At 63.6% G+C, this 20,440-nt stretch carries 15 protein-coding genes, 1 tRNA gene and 5 pseudogenes; 13 read left to right on the plus strand and 8 right to left on the minus strand.

Annotated features, from left to right (window positions below):
* Window positions 1-19: 19 nt before the first annotated feature.
* Window positions 20-1,798 (minus strand): acyl-CoA dehydrogenase, encoded by a 1,779-nt coding sequence (locus ACSKB8_RS44230; RefSeq protein WP_438111719.1) that lies wholly within the window; start codon window positions 1,796-1,798, stop codon window positions 20-22.
* Between the two features lie 261 nt (window positions 1,799-2,059).
* On the opposite strand from ACSKB8_RS44230, the gene ACSKB8_RS44235 reads away from it, so the two are divergent.
* Window positions 2,060-2,134: transfer RNA gene (locus tag ACSKB8_RS44235), tRNA-Gln, on the plus strand.
* Between the two features lie 93 nt (window positions 2,135-2,227).
* Here ACSKB8_RS44235 and ACSKB8_RS44240 read toward each other — a convergent pair.
* The 5 genes from ACSKB8_RS44240 to ACSKB8_RS44260 form a co-directional block, all read right to left on the minus strand.
* A complete protein-coding gene (locus ACSKB8_RS44240) occupies window positions 2,228-2,776 on the minus strand; it encodes a peroxiredoxin-like family protein (RefSeq protein WP_438111720.1) in 549 nt (182 codons plus the stop codon).
* Window positions 2,777-2,908: 132 nt separating this feature from the next.
* Entirely contained in the window at window positions 2,909-3,406 is a 498-nt protein-coding gene (locus ACSKB8_RS44245) for an NrsF family protein (RefSeq protein ID WP_438111798.1), read from the minus strand.
* A 548-nt stretch (window positions 3,407-3,954) separates the two neighbouring features.
* Window positions 3,955-5,415 carry a mercury(II) reductase gene (merA, locus tag ACSKB8_RS44250; protein WP_438111721.1) on the minus strand — a complete coding sequence of 487 codons (1,461 nt, stop codon included), beginning with the start codon at window positions 5,413-5,415 and terminating at the stop codon, window positions 3,955-3,957.
* A 1-nt stretch (window position 5,416) separates the two neighbouring features.
* The gene (locus ACSKB8_RS44255) at window positions 5,417-5,710 is read right to left on the minus strand and encodes a heavy-metal-associated domain-containing protein (RefSeq protein ID WP_438111722.1); all 294 of its coding nucleotides are present in this window, start codon (window positions 5,708-5,710) and stop codon (window positions 5,417-5,419) included.
* A gap of 22 nt (window positions 5,711-5,732) precedes the next feature.
* Window positions 5,733-6,152 carry a mercuric transporter MerT family protein gene (locus ACSKB8_RS44260; protein WP_438111723.1) on the minus strand — a complete coding sequence of 140 codons (420 nt, stop codon included), beginning with the start codon at window positions 6,150-6,152 and terminating at the stop codon, window positions 5,733-5,735.
* Between the two features lie 82 nt (window positions 6,153-6,234).
* Here ACSKB8_RS44260 and ACSKB8_RS44265 point away from each other — a divergent pair, with 82 nt between their 5' ends.
* The 4 genes from ACSKB8_RS44265 (at window position 6,235) to ACSKB8_RS44280 (ending at window position 8,406) form a co-directional block, all read left to right on the plus strand.
* Window positions 6,235-6,663: a MerR family transcriptional regulator gene (locus ACSKB8_RS44265; protein WP_438111724.1), complete on the plus strand. Its 429-nt coding sequence runs from the start codon at window positions 6,235-6,237 to the stop codon at window positions 6,661-6,663.
* Between the two features lie 396 nt (window positions 6,664-7,059).
* Complete coding sequence (locus ACSKB8_RS44270; protein ID WP_438111725.1) at window positions 7,060-7,821, plus strand: phage integrase central domain-containing protein; 762 nt, start codon at window positions 7,060-7,062, stop codon at window positions 7,819-7,821.
* Window positions 7,775-8,158: a hypothetical protein gene (locus tag ACSKB8_RS44275; protein ID WP_438111726.1), complete on the plus strand. Its 384-nt coding sequence runs from the start codon at window positions 7,775-7,777 to the stop codon at window positions 8,156-8,158. The genes ACSKB8_RS44270 and ACSKB8_RS44275 overlap by 47 nt, the downstream gene beginning before the upstream one ends.
* Complete coding sequence (locus tag ACSKB8_RS44280) at window positions 8,131-8,406, plus strand: hypothetical protein (protein WP_438111727.1); 276 nt, start codon at window positions 8,131-8,133, stop codon at window positions 8,404-8,406. The genes ACSKB8_RS44275 and ACSKB8_RS44280 overlap by 28 nt, the downstream gene beginning before the upstream one ends.
* Window positions 8,407-8,456: 50 nt before the next feature.
* Here ACSKB8_RS44280 and ACSKB8_RS44285 read toward each other — a convergent pair whose 3' ends face one another.
* Complete coding sequence (locus tag ACSKB8_RS44285) at window positions 8,457-8,699, minus strand: hypothetical protein (protein WP_298109524.1); 243 nt, start codon at window positions 8,697-8,699, stop codon at window positions 8,457-8,459.
* 90 nt (window positions 8,700-8,789) lie between these two features.
* On the opposite strand from ACSKB8_RS44285, the gene ACSKB8_RS44290 reads away from it, so the two are divergent.
* The 3 genes and pseudogenes from ACSKB8_RS44290 (at window position 8,790) to ACSKB8_RS44300 (ending at window position 10,208) form a co-directional block, all read left to right on the plus strand.
* The gene (locus tag ACSKB8_RS44290; RefSeq protein ID WP_438111808.1) at window positions 8,790-9,236 is read left to right on the plus strand and encodes a hypothetical protein; all 447 of its coding nucleotides are present in this window, start codon (window positions 8,790-8,792) and stop codon (window positions 9,234-9,236) included.
* Between the two features lie 221 nt (window positions 9,237-9,457).
* Window positions 9,458-9,777: pseudogene (locus ACSKB8_RS44295) on the plus strand (hypothetical protein).
* A complete protein-coding gene (locus tag ACSKB8_RS44300) occupies window positions 9,774-10,208 on the plus strand; it encodes a PIN domain-containing protein (protein WP_438111728.1) in 435 nt (144 codons plus the stop codon). The pseudogene ACSKB8_RS44295 and the gene ACSKB8_RS44300 overlap by 4 nt, the downstream one beginning before the upstream one ends.
* Window positions 10,209-10,436: 228 nt before the next feature.
* Here the strand turns inward: ACSKB8_RS44300 and ACSKB8_RS44305 are convergent, their stop codons facing one another.
* Complete coding sequence (locus ACSKB8_RS44305) at window positions 10,437-11,243, minus strand: N-formylglutamate amidohydrolase (protein WP_438111729.1); 807 nt, start codon at window positions 11,241-11,243, stop codon at window positions 10,437-10,439.
* Window positions 11,244-11,890: 647 nt separating this feature from the next.
* On the opposite strand from ACSKB8_RS44305, the pseudogene ACSKB8_RS44310 reads away from it, so the two are divergent.
* From ACSKB8_RS44310 to ACSKB8_RS44330, 5 genes and pseudogenes are all read left to right on the plus strand, one after another.
* A pseudogene (locus tag ACSKB8_RS44310) lies at window positions 11,891-12,842 on the plus strand (ArdC family protein).
* A pseudogene (locus ACSKB8_RS44315) lies at window positions 12,839-13,204 on the plus strand (DUF2958 domain-containing protein). Before ACSKB8_RS44310 ends, ACSKB8_RS44315 begins: the two co-directional pseudogenes overlap by 4 nt.
* A 128-nt stretch (window positions 13,205-13,332) precedes the next feature.
* Window positions 13,333-15,530, plus strand: a pseudogene (locus ACSKB8_RS44320) (ParB/RepB/Spo0J family partition protein).
* Window positions 15,475-19,369 (plus strand): annotated as a pseudogene (locus tag ACSKB8_RS44325) (strawberry notch-like NTP hydrolase domain-containing protein); the annotation flags it as partial. The pseudogenes ACSKB8_RS44320 and ACSKB8_RS44325, both read left to right, overlap by 56 nt.
* Window positions 19,369-20,421 carry a DUF7146 domain-containing protein gene (locus ACSKB8_RS44330; protein ID WP_438111730.1) on the plus strand — a complete coding sequence of 351 codons (1,053 nt, stop codon included), beginning with the start codon at window positions 19,369-19,371 and terminating at the stop codon, window positions 20,419-20,421. The pseudogene ACSKB8_RS44325 and the gene ACSKB8_RS44330, both read left to right, overlap by 1 nt.
* Window positions 20,422-20,440: the final 19 nt, after the last annotated feature.

Below are 20,440 nucleotides of genomic sequence, written 5' to 3' on the forward strand. Positions count from 1 at the left end.
GCAGGCAGGCAGGCAGATCTTACCCCAGCAGCGCCGCATCCGCCGCCGCGACCGATTCCGCGCTCTCCGTCACGGTGCGCTCGAGCGAAGGCGCCTGCACCGTGATGTTCTCGGCGAAGAAGCGGGCGAGCGAGACGTAGCGCGCGGCGTCCGTGGTGCCGTCGGCCTTGGCGGCGAGCGCCTCAGAGGCCAGCATGCAGCCGCCGAGCGTGGCGCCGAACTGCTGCAGATAGGGCGTCGCGCCGGCCAGCGCCTCGTTCGGCGCGGACGTACCGCGCTCCAGCAGCCATTTGCTGGTGCGCGTCAGCGCTTCCAGCGCCTCGCGCAGCTTGGTGGCGGTGGTGCCGAAGGTGGGATCGTTGGAGGCCTCGACTTGGCTGACGGTGGCCGAGAGCTCGTCGAGCAACGCCCACACCGAGGCGCCGCCATTGGCCGCGAGCTTGCGCGTGACGAGGTCGATCGCCTGGATGCCGTTGGTGCCTTCGTAGATCGCGGTGATGCGGGCATCGCGATAGTGCTGCGCAGCGCCGGTCTCCTCGATGAAACCCATGCCGCCATGCACCTGCACGCCGAGATAGGCGACCTCGTTGCCGATGTCGGTGGAATAGCCCTTCGCGATCGGCGTCAGCAGCGCCGCGCGTGCGGCCGCATCGGCACGCACCTTCGCGTCCTTGGCGCGGGTCGATACGTCGATCGCGACCGCGGTCGCATAGCAGATGGTGCGCGCCGCCGCGGTCTGCGCCCGCATCCGCATCAGCATGCGCTTGACGTCGGGATGGACGAAGATCGCATCCGAGCCGTCGCCTTTCTTGCCGACCGCGCGGCCCTGCTTGCGCTCTTGGGCGTAGGACAGAGCCTGCTGAAAGGCGCGATCGGCGACGCCGACGCCCTCGAGGCCGACGCCGAGGCGGGCCTGGTTCATCATCGTGAACATGCAGCGCATGCCCTGGTTCTCTTCGCCGATCACGAAGCCGATGGCGCCGCCATGATCGCCCATGGTCATGGTGCAGGTCGGGGAAGCATGCATGCCGAGCTTGTGCTCGACGCCGCTCGCATAGATGTCGTTGCGCTGCCCCAGCGAGCCGTCGGCATTGACCATGAATTTCGGCACGAGGAACAGCGAGATCCCCTTGGTGCCGGCGGGCGCGTCAGGCAGGCGCGCCAGCACGAAATGCACGATGTTGTCGGTCATGTCGTGCTCGCCATAGGTGATGAAGATCTTCGTCCCCTTGATGCGATAGGTGCCGTCGGCCTGCCGCTCGGCGCGGGTGCGCAGCGCGCCGACATCAGAGCCGGCCTGCGCCTCAGTGAGTTGCATCGTGCCGGTCCACTCGCCGGAGACGAGCTTCTCGAGATAGATCTTTTTCAGCTCGTCGCTACCATGCGCCTCCAGCGCCTCGATCGCGGAGGCCGTCAGCAGCGGGCAGAGGCCGAAGGCGAGGTTGGCGGCGCTCCAGATCTCGGTGCAGGCGGCGTTGATCGCGAGGGGCAGGCCCTGGCCGCCAAAACCTTCCGGGCCGGAGACGGCGTTCCAGCCGCCCTCGGTCCAGCGCTTGTAGGCGTCCGGCCAGCCCGGCGCGGTCGTGACCTTGCCCTCGCTCAGCTTGATGCCGTGTTCGTCGCCAACCTTGTTGAGCGGCGCCAGCACGTCGGATGCGAACTTGCCGGCTTCCTCCAGCACGGCCGCGGCAATGTCGGCGTCGAAATCGCCGTAATGGCCGGCCGCCACGGCGGCCTTGAGGCCCGCGCCGTGGTTGAGCGACAGCAGCATGTCAGAGATCGGCGCGCGGTAGGTCATGGCTCACTCCCGTGGACAAAATATTGGCGCCGTATTCCCATGAAACGGGGGCGGTCTCAATGGCCGGGAGGCGGGCCGGCGCCGGTCGGCCGCAGGGCCATCGCCGCGCCTATAATATAGAGTGAAGAGGGGAGGGGCGTCGGCCCGTGTGGTATTTTGCCCCTCCAGGCGGTTGAAATGCCGCGCCGCTCCCTATAGACCGACAGCACCTGAGGGAAATCCGCGGTAGCCCGATCTTCCGCCGTTCCGTCAGTCACCTGTTGGGGCGTAGCCAAGCGGTAAGGCAGCGGATTTTGATTCCGCCATTCGGAGGTTCGATCCCTCCCGCCCCAGCCAGTTGATATTGTTCGTCAAATCTCGTTGCTTCATTTGGAAATGGCGCTGTCCACTGTCCGTAGGGCGCCACGGCCCGGCACGCAATCAACATCTCTACACGTCCGTTGCTTCACCGCGCGCCGGATAGTTGTTCTTGAGCACATAGTCGATCGCAGCAAGAATGTCGGAGAAGTGCGGCCGCGCGAACGGCATGGTCTGGACGCTGCCGAAGTACAGCGTGCCGTCCGGTCGGATCAGATACAGCGCCGGTTCGGAGAAGCGCGCGGGCTCTTCCACGCCGGCGGACGTCATGCCGCGCCCTGATGAAATGAACAAGCCCCATCGGCGCGCGACAGCGAGATCGAGTCCATAGCCGATACGTAGCCGCGTCAGTCCCCAGGCTTCCCTGGTCTGCAGTGCCCGTTCCCTCGTATCGGATGATATAGCCACCACGGCTACGCCGCGCTTCTCGAACTCCTCGAGCTTCGATTCCAATTCCCTGAGCTGGGTCTTGCAAATCGGACAGTGAAGGCCGCGATAGAACACGAGAAGCGTGAACTGCTCCGGCTTCTCGCTTGCAGGATCGAAGGCGCCGCCCGAAGCAAGGTCGACGTGGAGTGGTGGCACGGGCTGCCGCGGAAGCAGTGGTTCCGGATTTGTCATGTAGATCATCCTCTAAAGGTGCTTCATGGCTGCGAAGCTGAGGCTCCGGGACTTGTGAGCCCACCCGATCTCTTTCATGCTCTACGCGCCGAAGGGATGCAGCCGCAAACTTCGCCCGAGATGCCAACGAGCTTAGTCCTTCGCATAAAGCGTTCGCGGCGCCACCCATCGGAACATCTTCCGGCCGAAAGCGCCTGCGAGACCGATAAACAGCACCGCCGTGCCGAAGTTCCACATCAGGATCATCACGGTCGCATCGATGATGTGGAAGAGCGACAGCGCGGTTGCCGTGATCGCGGCGACGGCCACGCTTCCCATGAAGGTGACGGCGGTCGGACGCAGCGGCGCTGCGTAGCGCAGCATCACCAGCATTGCGAGCGACAATGGCAGGCTGGTGAGCACGAGCGTGGCGAAGCAACGCGCGGCCTCGCCAAGGCTCATGCCGTCAGGACCGATGGCAACCCATTGCGTGAGGCACTGATAGCCGACATTCGAAAGCCAAAGGATGAGCGCGGGCATCGGCAGCAGAAGCCACAGACGCGACCGGTCGGGGAGGCTGACCAGGAAGGCCGCGATGGCCGCGAGCATGCCTGTCAGAGCTGCGGCCGGTCGCGGTAGCAGGTCCTTGATCGCATCGCATTAAGACTGACCTCTGCGTCAGAAACTGACTCATTAGTCATTCGCGCGCTCCTCCGTCCATTGGAACGCGGCTTCATGCCCGGCGTTCGCTTCTGAGAGTTGAGGTGCAGGGCATGGCCGAAAAGGAGACGCTCTATGTGGAGGAACTTGCTCGCTATGACTGCAGCCGTTGGATTTTGCGTTGCGATAGCCGGTCCTGCTGATGCACAGCGATCTGGCATGGGTATGAGTGGCCAGGGCATGGCCGGTGCGCACACTGGCTTCAGTGCTAGCCGAATGTCTCCGACGGCCACGCACAGACCCATGATGGCGAGAGCGCAAATGCATGGTCCTGCGGTCAGGCCGCCCGGCTGGAGTCATGGAAGGAAGGTCGGTTGGCACTGCCGTGTTGGGACCCGAGGGTGCATCCCGCCCGGCCTGCGCTGATGGAGTGACCGTCCGCCGCCCGTGCACGGGTTCTCTGGCGAGGTGCCCGAAGCATCTGAGCAGGTGGCAAGAGCGAATTCTCTTTCGCCGCCGTGTTCGGGCCTCGACGACGATCACCCAGCGCAGCACGACAATTTGGAAATCTCTTTACCAAACGACAGCGCTGCGAGCTTGAGGCCTTCGACGGTGGTCAGATAGGGAAAGATCGTCTCGACGAGATCAGCGACAGTCAGGCCCTGTCGGATTGCGAGCGTAGCCGTCTGAATGCTGTCAGCACCTTCCGGTGCGAGGATGTGCGCGCCGAGCAGCCGGTCGCTCCGTGCATCCGACACCAGCTTGATCAGCCCACGGGTATCGCGAGCGGCCATCGCCCGCGGCACCTGGTCGAGACCGATTGTGGAAACGCGCACGTCGTGCCCGGCGTTGCGTGCCGCAGCTTCCGTGAGGCCGACGCTTGCCACTTGCGGGTCGGTGAACACGACGACCGGCATGGCGCGGTTGTCGTAGCGCCGGCTATCGCCATTCAAGGCATTGATCGCCGCGAGCTTGGCGCCATAGGCCGCCATGTAGACGAACTGGTCGCGACCCGTCACGTCGCCCGCGGCGTAGATGCCGGTCCGGGTAGTCCGCATGTGTTCATCGACGACGATGCCGCCCTTTGGCGAGACAGCAATCCCGTATTCGGCAAGCCCAAGGCCTTCGATGTTGGGTGTGCGCCCGGTGGCGATGAGCACCTGGGCGGCCTCGATGGTTATGTTCCGTTCGCCGCGCGCGATGGTGAGCGCGATGCCTTCCCCCGTTTTCCGGATCTCGCGGTAAGCGACGCCGGCGACGACACGGATGCCCTCATCCACGAAATACTGCGTGAGCGCCGCGCTGATTTCAGGCTCGGCCTCGGGGAGCAGGCGAGACCGGCACACCAGCGTCACGGTTACGCCGGCGCGGACGAACATCTGGGCAAGCTCCGCCCCGACATAGCCGCCGCCGATCACGAGCAGCGACCGCGGCAGCGTCTCGAGATCGAGCGCCGTCGTGCTCGTCAGATAAGGCACGGTGTCGAGACCGGGTATGGCGGGAATCGCCGGACGCGCGCCGGTCGCGATGATGATCTTCCTGGCAAGAATGTGCGTGCCATCTACCGCGACCCCGCCGTCCGCAAAACGCGCTGGCCCTTCGCGAAGAGTGATGTCCCGGTAAGCCGGCAGCAGGTCGACATATTTGGTCTGGCGCAGTCCCGTGACGAGCGCGTTCTTCTGGCGAACGGTCTGCCGCCAATCGGTCACCGCGGCCTCAGCCGTGATCCCGGCGAAGCGCGCGGCGACGCGCGCATTGTGGAGTTGTTCTGCGGCACGGATCAATGTCTTCGATGGGACGCAGCCGACGTTGACGCAAGTGCCGCCGATGGTACCTCTGCCGACGAGAGCCACGCGGGCGCCCTGATCGGCAGCCGTGATCGCCGCCGAAAATCCGGCCGAGCCCGCGCCGATCACGACGAGGTCATAGGGGCCGTTGCTCGATCGGCGCCGACAATCCATAGCGATATGCGCCGCACTTCCCGGGCCGCAGTCATCCATCTCAGCTGCCTTGCGGCTTTGCATGCGCCGGGTAGCCTGCGTTCAAGCTCGCCGCTGCAATCGCGTCCGGATTCGTCTTTGCGTCATCGAAAGTCACGGTCGCGGTCTTGGCCGCAAATGAGACAGCGACCTTGGCGACGCCGTGGACTGCCGCCATCGAGCTCTTCACGATGTAGGGGCATGAGGCGCAGGTCATGTTGTCGACGGCGAACGTGACCGTCCGCTCGCCGGCAACGGCCGCCGTGCCCGATATTGCGAGAACGATCAGGGCGACGACGCCAAAGCTCTTGTTCATGGGGCAACTCTCCTCTCGGTTCTCAGGCGTCGAGCAGCAGCGGAGCGACATGGCCGAAGGCAAAGGCTGCCAGCACGAGCAGCGTCGCAAGCCAGAGCGCTACCTTAACGATACGATTGGAGATCGGACGGGCACAGATCGCGCCGTCGGCGCAGGTCTGTCCTGGCTTCCAATAAACGAGATAAAACCCATAGCCCAGCACCCCGACCGTCGCTGCCACGAACAGCGGCTGGTAGGGTGCGAGTGCGGTGAGATTGCCGATCCAAGCTCCGCCGACGCCCAGACTGAACAGGATGAGCGGCACGATGCAGCAAGAGGAAGCCGCAAGGGCGCCAAGGATGCCGCCAATGGCAACCACGTGCTGCTGTCCGACCAGGCCTCGTTCCGGCATGCCGGCCGCGGGAGGCACGATTCCTGTTGTTCCAAGTCGCCGGGCAGTCACGTCCTGTCTCTTTCCTTGCTCGAATTTCAGCCGCGCCGTAGCATCCGGTCTGTAGCGACTACAGGGTCAAGGAGATTCTCCAATGCGCGGTCACACCGGGGTGAAGAGCATGCAGCGGGCCGAGCTCGCCCAGCGGACGGGCTGCAACCTGGAGACGGTGCGTTATTACGAGAAGGTAGGTCTTCTGCCCGAACCGCCGCGTACGCCGGGCGGCTATCGGAGTTACGACGCGACGCACGAACGGCGTATTCGCTTCATTTTGCGGGCGCGCGAACTCGGCTTCTCGCTTCACGAAGTCCGTGAGCTATTACACCTCGTCGATGAGCGCGACCAGCCTTGCACTGATGTGCGCGTGATTGCTGCCGCACACCTCGACGACATAAGGGCGAAGATCGCAGACCTGAGGCGCATGGAGCGTGTGCTCAAGGACGTGGTCGCGCGATGCGCGGACGGCACCCAGCCAGAATGCCCGCTGATCGAAACGCTGTTCCGGGACCGAGCGATGACCTGAACGAAAACGCGCATCTGCGGGCTGCGTCTTATTTGGAAATGACGAGTAAGCTATTGAAATAGCTAGAGCGCATTTTTGACGTTTCTTCCAAATGCGCATTAAAATCACTGAATAATCAAACTGATTTTGATTCCGCCATTCGGAGGTTCGATCCTCCCGCCCCAGCCACCGGTATTATCAAGCCTCCTCAATCCTCCTCCGATCTCCTTCCCGCGCATCGCGCGCTTGGCGGCAATGCTTTGTTAATTATGGGCTTTTCTCCTCTAACCATGTCTTGCGTCCGCATCTCTCATCACCCGCCTCGGGCCGCCTTGAATTAAAAACGGAATTAAGCTAGATAACGCAGCGAAGTATGACTGGGCATTAAGCCCAATCGATCTTGGAATTTCCGAAATTATGACCAAGTTTTTCAACGCCAAAAATCTTCATTCCCTGCCGGACGGCGGGCTGGACGAGAAAGGCAAGCGCAAGCAGAAGCTCTATACCGATGAACACCATCGGAGCTTCAAACTGCTCGTGACCGGCAACTCGCGTCTGTTCTATTCGCAGTGGGAGAAGCCCAAGCACATGCTGAAGGAGAGCCAGAAGCGCCAGCCCAAGCTCACGCCACTCGGCAGCGTAGAGGATTTCTCTTACAGCGCCGCGCTCGCCGCGCATCTCAAACTGCAGGACGACATCAAGCAGGGCATCTATCCTGAGACCACCAAAGGCGTGGGCCGCCGCAAGACCGGCCCGACCTTCGAAACCTATGGCACGAAAGTCGTCGCAGGGTGGGCTGACAAGCGCAAGAACGCCAAGGATGCCGCAGGCATGAAGCGGATCATTCCGATCTATTGCACGGCGATCAACAACCTGCCGATTGAGAAAATCGGCACGCCCGAGGTGCTCGACGTCATGCGTCGGATCTGGGACGCCAAGCCGGCGATGGCCGAGGAAGTGCGTGCGCTGGTTGCCCGCGTCCTGAAGGCGGCGGCGAGGGAAGAACTGCGTCCCATGAGCGATCCGGCAAGCGTTGAGGCTATCGTCGCGGTGCTCGGCAAGCCCGTCAAAAAGCGCGGGCGGATTCGCGGACCCATGAAAGCGCTCAAGGGAGAGAAGATGCCTGAAGTTCATGGTCGAGCTGCGGGCCATCAAGAGCCAGTCGGCACGCGCGCTTGAAGCGCTGATCCTCTCCAACCTGCGCACCAATGCGGTGCGCTATCTGCACATCGACCATCTCGATCTGGAAGGCGGTGCTGACGATCCGTTGCGGCCGGGTCCGAAATGGACTGTGCCGAACGACCTGATGAAGGTCGATGACGACGGCCATCCGTTCATCCTGCCGATGGTCCCGCGTCTCGTCGCCGTGCTCAAAGAGCAGATTGCGTACCTGCAAGAAACCTTCCCGGCCAGCCGGTCGGGCTGTTGTGGCCCGGCGACGCTAGTCAGCTCAAAAATCCATTCGAGCAGCCGATCTCCGAAAACACCATGCGCGATCTGCTCGTGGATACGCTGAAGAAGAACGCGACGCCGCACGGCATGCGCGCCACCTTCCAGACGTGGGCGGAAAATGAGCTGCAGGACGACGGCGAAACCATGAAGTTCAATCCCGATGCCATCGGCTACTGCATGGCACACAATCCGGGCGACAAGGTCAAGCGCGCCTACCGGCGCAATCGGCTCTGGAAGCCCCGCATGGGCATCATGAATGCATGGGAGCGCCATCTTGCGCGGCCGAGGCCGCAGCTCAAGGCGGTCGCCTGAATATGCGGCGTTAGAGACGCAACGGAGGGCTCGTAGCTGAAAATTAGTCTTCACCGCGCGCCACGAACGGCGCGCGGTTGTACGTCGGGCCATTGCTCGATATAGCGCGTGATCTCGCTCGCCATCACCACCACCGAGTGTCCGTGCTTCTTGGCCTTCAGTTCGCCGCGCGCGATCACGCGGTCCAGTTTTGCCAGCGACATCCGCAATTCGATGGCAGCCTCCCGGCGTGTCAGGAACAGCCGCTGCGTTGGCGCTGGCACCTCTCGTTGCGCCTTGTGCATTCCCGTCATGGCCCGTCTCCTCTTTATCGGCGCTCCAGCTATCATCACTAGCTCCAGCTATCATCAGTCGCGGGCTTCGATCTCCCGCGGATGTAGCGGATGATGGTCTCGCTGAACCCGTCGATGTGGGTCCATCGGCCACAACCAACGCCGTTGCTTCTCGGCGTGGAGGCGGCAGATCCGCAACTGATCTTCGATCGATGCGTCGCGCTGATTGTCGGACGAGTAACGGGCGTAAAGTGCGATCTTCATGACTCCTCCTTAGTCCGGGAGACGGTCACGCTTCCGGTTCTCGGTTTCGGCTTGGACGAAATCCCGCGCGGCTTGCCGGGCGAGCAATCGCACCAGATTGATAAGGCGTGGATTGGGGCTGGACGCGACGAACGCAACCGTGGCTTTGGGCGCCGCATCGACGACCACGCGAAGCTTTTCGGCCGTTGTTCCTCTCGGTCGTGCCACCGCCGTGTCCCTGCCATTGCGCGGATCGCTCCGCCTAGTGACAAAGTGGCGACTTGCTGCCTCAAGACAAGGAAAAACAGCTCATGACATCAATGCGTTGCATCGCTGTCGCGCGCTGATCCGAGATGCGAGGAGTAGCAGATCGGGATGTGGCAAAGTCGAGCGCACAGAGAACATTTTCGTGATGACGAGTTCAAATCGCCATTTGCGTGATCGCGACATCGCCCATAGCTCCGCCCTCTTGTCATCCGCATCACAAACGACTCGCGGCCTTGCAACGAACCGAAGATTTGGCTATATATCCAGATATGCTATGGAGGCGATCAGTGAGCAAGAGCGCACAGAAAAGGGCGATCGAAAATTATCGATCCCGGCTGACGAAGCGTGGCATTGTGCGGTTCGAACTCCAGCCCTCGAGACCGACCGCGACCTCATCAGAGCGCTTGCGCGCAAGCTGACCGAGGAAGGGCCGGAAGCTAGGAATCTCCGGCGCACGGTTCAAAAAGCCGTTTCGAGCGAGCCGTCCAATCCCGGTGGCATCTTGAACGCATTGCGTCGCTCGCCACTCGTCGGCGCCGATCTCGACCTGACGCGCCCGCGCGAAGAAGGGCGCGAGATCGATCTGTGAAGCGCTATCTGCTCGACACCAACATCATCAGTAACGTCGTCAGGCCACAGCCGTCAGAGTCCCTGCTGGCCTGGATGGCAGTACAGCGAGACGAGGACCTGTTCATCGCGTCACTGACAGTCGCGGAAATCCGGCGCGGCATCCTTGAAAAGCCACGCGGGAAAAAACGGGATGCTCTCGATGTGTGGTTCTCGGGTCCGGAGGGACCTCAGGCCTTGTTCGCGGGTCGCATTCTGCCATTCGACGAGAAGGCCGGGCTTATCTGGGCGCGCCTGATGGCGGAGGGCAAAGTCGCCGGACGGCCGCGCAGTGGGCTCGACATGATCATCGCAGCCGTTGCGACGGCTAACGAATGTACTGTCGTAACGGATAACGAGGGGGATTTCGCCGGAGCTCAGATCATAAATCCGATGCGCAGACGCGGGCCGTGAGCGGCATCCGGTCCATTGACCTTCGCCTCATTGACGAACTCGTCGACCTTGTTCGCGTTGGAAGACCATGTGACGCGCGCTCGCCCGCCCCGGCAAACCGGCCGCGCGGCTATGCACTGGTCCGTGACATCCCGCACCACAGATCGATAATTTCTTTGAACACATCGCGAAGTCGCGGTTTTAAATGCTGAAGCTGTATTGGATCGATTTGCGGTCGGATAGGCTCGTCTATGCGACTGCAGTGCAGATACGTCGTGTAGCGCAGCTCGATCTGTAGCGCCTCCGTCGAAGAGTTCGGAGTGTCTCCGTAATCAAATAACCGCCCGAGAAGGGCTCGTTGCAGACCGTCCGGAAGCGTTGTCGTGCGAAGGCATTGATGGCGAGATTGGTCGTCTCTTGCCGACACGATACACCCCGTAGGTCACCGACGCAGACATCGTCTTCGATGGGTCCGAAAAAAGAGTGCAGATCAAGAAGCAGAACCCGCTCATGCAACGTCAGCAGGCGTCCGATGATATTTGACAGCTCTTCATGGTAAGGTGAGTGGTAGTCGACCAATCGTTGACGAAGAGCCGGTGCTTCCGGGAGCTCCTGATAGATCGGCGTTCCATCAAACATCGAGTTAAAGATGACAGCTTCGTGGAATGAGCCAAATAACAGTCCTTCCGGATCCCGATTTAGGTCAGTGACGTATCGACTGTGTGTAGCCGCGATAGTCGTAACGCCCAACTCAGGCAGAAAATCGTAGACCAGTGGGAGATACCAATCAGTGTTTCTCAGCCACGTTCGATGAAGTGGCGTAAATGCATTCGCGATCGATGGCGGAACGAAGGTGCCGCTGTGCGGCATACTAGCAACGACGGGAACTGATTTTCCCGGTGCCGGTTCCTCGATTCGATAAAGCTTCTGACAGCATGTATTCGCGCCAGCCAATATGTTGGTCACGGGAGCGTGCCTCACTCTCAAATTAACCGAACATCCACTCAGCTGCGCAGCCGAACGGCATCTACACCCCACTCTCCCCCGTTTGTTCACGTCAATCGCCAGTTGAGCAGGGGTCGCAATCTATCACTCAATAGACGCGACAGTGTGCGAAACATTTATTGCACGTCGATCCACAGGAAAAGGGATTGCAATAACGGGCGAACCAGCGTGGCCTGAACCGAGCGTTCGCCAAAATTGCCGATGCGTTCCAGATTGACGATTATGATCGCAACGCGGTGCCCGAATGTCTCGGTGTGTGGGAATTGGCTAAAGCTTGAGATCGACGTGTGCTGTCCCTTCTGCGGGTGTCTGTGCGGCATGCATTTTCGGGAAGGCTCGCAAATGTACTACCTGCATACGCTACGACAAGCTGACAGATTTTTCAGAGCTCGATCCGCATGACGAGTATCCGTAAGGGTTGAGGGGCCTCGAATTCTCTTACTATGAACTGAATCGACAGGCCAACTCGCTGAAAACGGCCAGAAGCACGGAAATACGCCGATGCTGACATCCTGACTTCCGGCATTGCGCGTTTGAGGGGGAGCGCCTTCCCTACGCCCGAGCCCGGTGTTCTGGCCGACCCCTTCTGCGGGGAGGTCCCCGCAACGCCCCCTTAGAGTTGAGAGTGCGGACTGGCTTCGCCGTGACGGGTTGCAGGCTGGAGGAGAGGCCTCCGGCGCCCGTCGCGGAGATCCGCGATGTCCAGAACGACCACATCCGCTCGCGCCGGCTCGAACCGGGCGAACCTCTATGATGAAATCACCCGACAAGATCGTCAGCGAGCTGGAGGCCGGCCGCGTGCCCTGGGTCCAGCCTTGGGGAACGGCAGCAGCGAAAGCGCCGCTCGCCATGCCGAAGAACGCCGCCACAGGCCGGCAGATTCGGGGATCAACATCCTGATCCTCTGGGGCGCCGTCATCGCCCATGGCTATCCCGGCCAGAGCTGGCTTACGTTTCGCCAGGCGCTCTCGCTCGGCGGTAATGTTCGCAAGGGTGAGCACGGCACGACCGTCGTGTATGCCGACCGCTTCGTGCCGGACGACGAGAAGAAGCGCGCGCGCGAGACCGGCGAAGAAGCCGCCACGATCCCGTTCCTGAAACGGTTCACGGTCTTCAACACGGCGCAATGCGAGGGCCTGCCCGAAGACGTCGCGATCGTCGCGCCGCCGCCTCCGCCAGGCCTGATCGAACCCCGGGTCGAGGCGCTGATCCGCTCCACCGGCATCGACTTTCGGATCGGCGGCAACCGTGCCTTCTACGCGCCGGACGCCGACTTCGTCATGGTGCCGCCGCCGCACGCCTACTTCGAACCAATCAACTGGCATCGGACGGCCTTGCACGAGCTCGGTCACGCCACCGGCCATGCCTCCCGACTCGGTCGCGATCTTACCGGCAGCTTCGGCACTGAAGAAGTACGCGTTTGAAGAGCTAATTGCGGAAATGAACGCGGGATTCTGCTGCGCCTCGCTCGGCATCGTGCCGACAGTTCGGCACGCCGATTACATCGGCTCCTGGCTCGAGGTGCTACGCGAGGACAATCGCGCCGTCGTCCGTGCAGCCTCACAGGCTAGCAAGGCGGCCGATCGGATTCTCGGCTTCCTGCTGGCCGACGACCGTGTCCAGTCCGGCATCGACAGGAGTGCGGCATGATCCTCCTCACTCCCGAGATACGCGAACGCCTACGCCCAACGGCGTGAGCCTGACACCGACCATGCCGGTGGTCAATTCTTCAACCCGCTCGGTGCGGAAGTCTGGCTCGCGACCGAGCTCGACTTGGAAGGCGATACTCTGTTTAGTCTGACCCATCTCGGCGAAGCCGAACTGGGGTCGTTTAGCCTGGCAGAGATCACGGCGTCCGTCTGCCGCTCGGCATGGGAATCGAGAGCGACCTTCTCTTCGAGGGCATGGCCCCGATCTCGGCCTGGGCCCAAGCCGCCAGGCAGATCGGCAGCATTCGGGCGGCGGAGCGCAAGATCTACGCCGCGGCGCCGTCCAAGCGCGAGCGCGGGTGATGGCGGTTCTCCCAGTCGTGACTTGTGAGGGTGAGCCGGAAAAAGAGAGGGAGAGGGCTGCGCCGGTCTTCGCGACGAGTTGGATGCGGAGAGAGAGGCTCTCCGCGCTCGTCGTGGAGACTATCCTGATGGCTACTGCCGTTCAGAAGATCACACTCTCGTCCTCGCGCGACATTCCCTTCAATAAGCTGGTGCTCAGCCAGTCGAACGTCCGGCGCCTAAAGGCCGGCGTCTCCATTGAGGAGCTTGCCGAGGACATCGCCCGGCGTACCTTGCTCCAAAGCCTCAACGTCCGGCCGGTCCTCAACGCCGAAGGCGCCGAGACCGGCATGTTCGAGATCCCGGCCGGCGGGCGCCGCTATCGCGCGCTTGAGCTGCTGGTGAAGCAGAAGCGCCTGGCCAAGACCGCGCCGGTGCCTTGCGTCGTGCGCAATCCCGCGACCGAGATTCCTGCCGAGGACGATTCGCTCGCCGAGAACATCCAGCGCGCGCCGCTGCACCCGCTCGACCAGTTCCGCGCCTTCCAGGCTCTGCGCGAGAAAGGCCAGACCGAGGAGGACATCGCCGCAGCCTTCTTCACCTCGGTCAACGTCGTGAAGCAACGTCTGCGCCTCGCCTCGGTTTCGCCCGTGTTGCTCGACGTCTATGCAGAGGACGGCATGTCGCTCGAGCAGTTGATGGCTTTCGCCGTCACCGCCGATCATGGCCGCCAGGAGCAAGTCTGGCTGGCTATCTCCGGCTCTTGGCAGAAGGAGCCGTATCAGATCCGCCGCATGCTGACAGAGAAGACGGTGCGTGCCCTCCGACCGGCGCGCCGTGTTTGTCGGCCTCGACGCCTACGAGGCGGCCGGGGGCGTGGTGCTGCGCGACCTGTTCGAGTCCGACGACGGCGGCTGGCTTGAGCACGCCGCTCTGCTCGACAGCCTGGTCGCAGAGAAGCTGAAGGCAGAGGCGGAAACGATCGCCGCCGAAGGCTGGAAGTGGATCGAGGTCGCGATAGACTTTTCCTACGGCCATACTCGAGGCCTACGCGAGTTGGACGAGGTGCCCTCCGGTCTCACGGCCGAAGAGCAGGCGACAATCGAGGCGCTCAACGCAGAACATGCCAGGCTCGAAGCCGAGTATGACAGCGTGGACGAACTGCCCGACGAGGTTGACCGGCGACTTGGCGAGATCGAGACGGCTCTCGCCTGCTTTCGATGATCGACCCGTCACCTATCAGCCGATCGACATCGCCCGCGCGGGCGTGTTCGTCGGCATCGACGCGGAAGGCAGGCTGTCGGTCGATCGCGGCTATGTCCGACCCGAGGACGAGGTGCCCGTGGCCGAGCCGGGGCAGGGGAGTGATGGCGAATTCGCTGCCGTGGCACCGGAGTGCGCGGAGCCATCGGCGCGGGTCAGCCAGCGCGCTGTCATCACCGTCGGCGGACAGATTGCAGAGCCCGAGGACGAGGATGATGATGCGGTGAAGACGCTGCCGGACCGCCTGCTGACTGAGCTCACGGCGGAGCGGGCGTTGGCGCTGCGCGACAAGCTGGCGGTCACGCCTTCGGTCGCCTTCCAGGCGGTGCTGCACAAATTCTGCCTCGACGTCTTCTCCCGCTATTCCTGCTACGGGACGGCGATGGAGGTTTCCGTGCGCAGCGCCGGCTTCCCGGTGCAGGCGCAGGGGCTGAAGGACACGCCGGCGGCCAAAGCGATCAACGCGCGCCACAAGTCCTGGGAGGAGCGTCTGCCGAAGGACAAGGCCGACCTCTGGGACTGGGTCACCGGCCTCAACGGCGACGAGCAGGCTACGCTCTTTGCGCACTGCGCCTCGTTCGGCGTCAACGCGCTCTACGAGAAGGGCGACCGCTACGGCGGCGGCACCACGCCGCACACCGTCGAGCAGCGCATCGCCGACGCCGATCGTATCGCGAGAGCAGTCGATCTCGACATGGCGGAAGCCGGCTGGCGTCCCACCGTTGAGAACTATCTCGGCCGGGTCCCGAAGCGCCGAATCCTCGATGCTGTGCGTGAAGGCGCCGGCGAGCGGGCGGCCCAGCTCATCGATCATCTGAAGAAGGGCGACATGGCCAAGGAGGCCGAACGCCTCCTGGCGGAGACCGGCTGGCTGCCCGAGCCACTGAGAATGGCCGACGCCGACCAGACGCCGACTGTCGACGCCGCGGAGCCCGAGGGCGATGCGCTGCCGGAATTCCTCGCCGGCGAGGACGAGGAAGCTCCGGCCGATGAAGCGGACGAGCCGCACATGATCGCGGCCGAAGTCAGCGGACCGCGTGCTGGAACCGTCCGCGGGCACCGGCCTGCTCGCTATCCTTGCTGAGATCGCCGGCGGCGGCCTCGTGCTGAACGAGCTGGCCGAGACCAGGGCCATGTTGCTCTCGTCCCTCTTTCCAGCCAACTCGGTCACGCGCTTCGACGCGGCCGAAATTGACGATCACCTCGATCCCGCGATCGTCCCGAGTGTCGTGCTGATGAACCCGCCGTTCTCGGCGATGGCGAACGTTTCCGCCCGCATGGCCGACACGGCCTACCGTCACATCGCTTCGGCCCTGGCGCGTCTCGCCGATGGCGGCCGGCTGGTCGCGATCACCGGCGCAAACTTCTCACCCGAAGCCTCGGCTTGGCGCGACGCCTTCACCCGGTTGCAGGAACGCGGCCGCGTGGTGTTTACCGCCGCGATTGCCGGCGCTGTCTATGCCAAGCACGGCACCAGGATCGAGACGCGCCTGACGATCATCGACAAGGCGCCGGCCGACGATCCGCACACGCTCCCGGAGTCGCCGGGACTAGCACCCGACGTCGCGACGCTGCTCCGCTGGATCGGCGAATACGTTCCTGCTCGCCTGACCATCAAATCAACCACCGCGCTTCCAATGTCGGCATCGCCCGCGCCTCGCAGCGTGCGCGGCTATCTCGTAGGCGCCGCCGCGCGGTCAGCCAAGGCATCGATCGTCGATCCCGAAGCCATCGACCTCGCCTATGAGACTATCGACTGGACGCCGCCCGAGAGCGCGCGCCTCAGCGACGCCATTTACGAGGAATACCGGCTGCAATCGATCCGAATAGTGGGCGCGCAAGCGCACCCGACCAAGCTGGTACAGTCCGCCGCGATGGCCTCAGTCGCGCCGCCGAAGCCGAGCTATCGGCCGCGCCTGCCGGCGAACCTGGTCAGCGACGGCATCCTGTCCGACGCCCAGCTCGAGACGCTGATCTATGCTGGCGACGCGCATGGCGACTATCTCGCTGGCGCTTGGACCGTGGACGAGACTTTCGATCTCGTCACGGCCGCCCGCGACGACGCGCCGAACGCCGTTCGTTTTCGTCGTGGCTTCATGCTCGGCGATGGGACCGGCACCGGCAAGGGTCGTCAGTCCGCTGGCATCATTCTCGACAACTGGCTGCAGGGCCGGCGCAAGGCGGTCTGGATTTCGAAGTCTGACAAGCTGCTTGAGGACGCGCAGCGCGACTGGTTGGCGCTCGGCATGGAGCGTCTGCTCGTCATGCCGCTCTCGCGCTTCCCTCAAGGGGGCGAGATCCGGCTGGCCGAAGGTATCCTATTTTTAACCTACGCTACGCTGCGGTCCGACGATCGCGGCGAGAAGCTATCGCGCGTCCGCCAAATCGTTGAATGGTTGGGAGCCGACTTCGACGGAGTGATCATCTTCGACGAGAGCCATGCCATGCAGAACGCCGGTGGCGGCAAGGGAGAGCGGGGTGACGTGACCCCTTCGCAGCAGGGGCGTGCGGGCTTGCGCTTGCAGCACGCGCTACCCCACGCCCGCGTCGTCTACGTCTCGGCGACCGGAGCCACCACCGTCCACAATCTCGCCTACGCCCAGCGGCTCGGCCTCTGGGGCGGAGAGGATTTTCCGTTCGGCACACGCGCGGAGTTCGTGGAGGCGATCGAGGATGGAGGTGTCGCGGCAATGGAGGTCCTCGCCCGTGACCTGCGGGCGCTCGGCCTCTACACCGCCCGCTCGCTCTCCTACGACGGTGTTGAGTATGAACTGGTCGAGCACCAGCTCACCGACGAGCAGCGGCGGATCTATGACGCCTATGCTGGCGCATTCGCCATCATCCACAATCACCTCGAGGCGGCGATGCAGGCCGCCAACATCACCGGCGAGACCGGCACGCTCAACCGCCAGGCGAAATCGGCCGCGCGCTCGGCCTTCGAGTTGGCCAAGCAGCGTTTCTTCGGCCATTTGCTCACCAGCATGAAGACGCCGACCCTGGTCCGCTCCATCGAGCGGGATCTGGCGGATGGCTATGCCGCCGTCATCCAGATCGTGTCGACCGGCGAGGCGCTGATGGAACGCCGGCTCGCCGAGATTCCAACTGAGGAATGGAACGACGTCCGCGTGGACATCACGCCGCGCGAGTACGTGTTGGATTACCTCGCCCATTCCTTCCCGGTGCAGCTCTACGAGCCCTTCACCGACAGCGAGGGCAATCTCGTCCCGGCCCGTCTTTCGCGACGGCCAGCCGGTCGAAAGCCGTGCGGCAGTCGAGCGCCGCAATGAGCTGATCGAGCGGCTCGCTTCGCTTCCGCCTGTTCCCGGCGCGCTGGATCAGATCGTGCAGCGTTTCGGCACAGACCTCGTGGCGGAAGTGACCGGACGTTCGCGGCGCGTGGTGCGCAGGGGTGACCGCCTTGGCGTCGAAAACCGCGCCGCCTCCGCCAATCTGGCCGAGACCGCCGCCTTCATGGATGACGCAAAGCGCGTGCTTGTCTTCTCGGACGCCGGCGGCACCGGACGTAGCTACCACGCCGAGCTGTCAGCGCGGAATTGCCGGCTTCGCGTCCACTATCTGCTCGAGCCGGGCTGGAAGGCCGATGCCGCGATCCAGGGTCTCGGTCGCACCAACCGCACCAACCAGGCGCAGCCACCGCTCTTCCGTCCGATCGCGACCGACGCGAAGGCAGAGAAGCGCTTCCTGTCGACCATTGCTCGCCGCCTTGACACGCTGGGCGCCATCACGCGCGGCCAGCGCCAGACCGGCGGCCAGGGCTTGTTCCGGCCCGAGGACAATCTGGAAAGCCACTATGCGCGCGACGCGCTGCGCCAGCTCTACCTGCTGCTCGTGCGCGGCAAGGTCGAAGGCTGCTCGCTCCAGATGTTTGAGGAGGCGACTGGGCTCGTCCTCCTGGATGCCAACGGCATCAAGGATGAACTGCCGCCGATCACGACCTTTCTCAACCGCCTGCTGGCACTGACCATCAATCTGCAGGGCGTGCTGTTCACGGCGTTCGAGCAGTTGCTCAACGCCAAGGTTGAGGGTGCAATCGCCAGCGGCGTCTACGACGTCGGCCTGGAGACACTGCAGGCCGAGAGCTTCGTCGTCACCGATCGTCGCGCGATCTACACGCACATTGCGACCGGCGCGGAAACCCGGCTGCTCACAATCACTGAGCGTCGGCGCAATCGCCCCATGGCGCTGGATCAAGCGCTCGATCATCTCGCCGATCCTCGCGCGGTGATGCTGGTCAATGAGCGCTCGAGCCGCGCCGCAGTGCAGATCCCCGCGCCGGGCTTCATGCTCGATGATGGCGAGATCGAACGCCGCGTGCGGCTGATCCGGCCGATGGAGCACCATCATGTTTCCCTGAAGTTGATGGACGAGAGCCACTGGCAGCTGGCGGAGCGCGAGGCCTTTGCTGCCGCATGGACCAGCGAAGTCGCCGACGTGCCGGAGTTCGCCGACAGCACGCTCCACATCGTCGCCGGCCTGCTGCTGCCGATCTGGAAACGACTCCCGAACGATTCGACCCGGGTTTATCGGCTTCAGACCGACGATGGCGAGCGCATCATCGGTCGCAGGGTCTCCTCGGCCTGGGCGGCGAACGCTTCCGTGAACGGGACCACCAGCTTGACCCCGGACGAAGCTTACTCAGTCCTGATGGAGGGCCGAACCGTCCTTGACCTTGCCGAGGGCCTGCAGCTCCGCCGCGTACGCGTGATGGGCGCCCACCGCATCGAGCTGTCCGGCTTCACCGACACGATGCGCGACCGGCTGCGCGCCTACGGCCTCTTCAGCGAGATGATCTCGTGGAAGCTGCGCATGTTCGTGCCATCAGATGCGACCGGTGCCGCCGTGTTGGCCAAGGTGCTCGACCATTATCCGGTCGAGCGCATCGGCGAGCGGGAGGCCGCCTGATGGCCCGCCACAACGCCTCCGAACTGGCCCGCCGTCTCGCACGTGACGCCGAAGCGGTGTGCCGCCATTACCTATCCAACGGGCGGCGACAGGGCCGCTACTGGATGGTGGGCGACGTTCGCAATACGCCCGGCCGGTCGATGTTCGTCCGGCTCAGCGGACCGGAATTCGGTCCTGGCGCCGCCGGGCATTGGCGAGATGCCGCCTCGGCCGAACATGGCGATCTCCTCGACGTGATCCGCGTGAGCTGCGGTTTCATCGACTTTCGCGATGTCGCCAATGAGGCACGGCGCTTTCTGAGTCTGCCGCGCGCTCAACCGCCTCCAAAGCCCGCGCGCACACCGGTCCCCGCCGGATCGCCGCAAGCGGCGCGGCGACTGTTCGCAATGTCGCAACCGATCGAGGGCACGCTCGTAGAAGCGTATCTCCGCGATCGCGGCATTAAGGCTTTGCACGCAACCGGAAGTCTGCGCTTTCACCCGCGTTGCTACTACCGGCCCGATGACCACAGCCCGACCGAGACCTGGCCGGCGATGATCGCCGCGGTCACCGATCTCTCCGGCCATTTGACCGGCGCACATCGCACCTGGCTTGATCCCGGCGGGTTCAGCGAGACGACACTCGGCAAGGCGCTGATCGACACGCCGAAGCGGGCGATGGGCGACCTACTTGGTCATGCCGTTCGATTTGGCTTAGCTGGCGAAGTCATGGCGGCCGGCGAGGGCATCGAGACGATGCTGTCGCTCCGCTGCGTCCTGCCGACCATGCCGATGGTCGCGGCCCTCTCGGCGGCACACCTCTCCGCCATCCTGCTCCCGGACACGCTTCGCCGGCTCTACGTCGCCCGCGACGACGATCCTGCCGGTGACCGTGCCTTGGCGACCTTGATCGACCGGACGCAGGAGGCCGGGATCGAGGCGATCGTGATCTCGCCACGGCTTGGCGACTTCAATGAGGACCTTCGCCTGCTCGGACTCGACGCCCTTCGGGCCGCAAGCCGCGTTCAGATCGCGGCGCAGGATGTCGCCCAATTCATGGAGCTGACGGCATAGCCGGTACGGGATGGAGGGG

Source organism: Bradyrhizobium sp. BR 1432, assembly GCF_051547705.1.
Lineage (GTDB): Bacteria > Pseudomonadota > Alphaproteobacteria > Rhizobiales > Xanthobacteraceae > Bradyrhizobium > Bradyrhizobium zhanjiangense.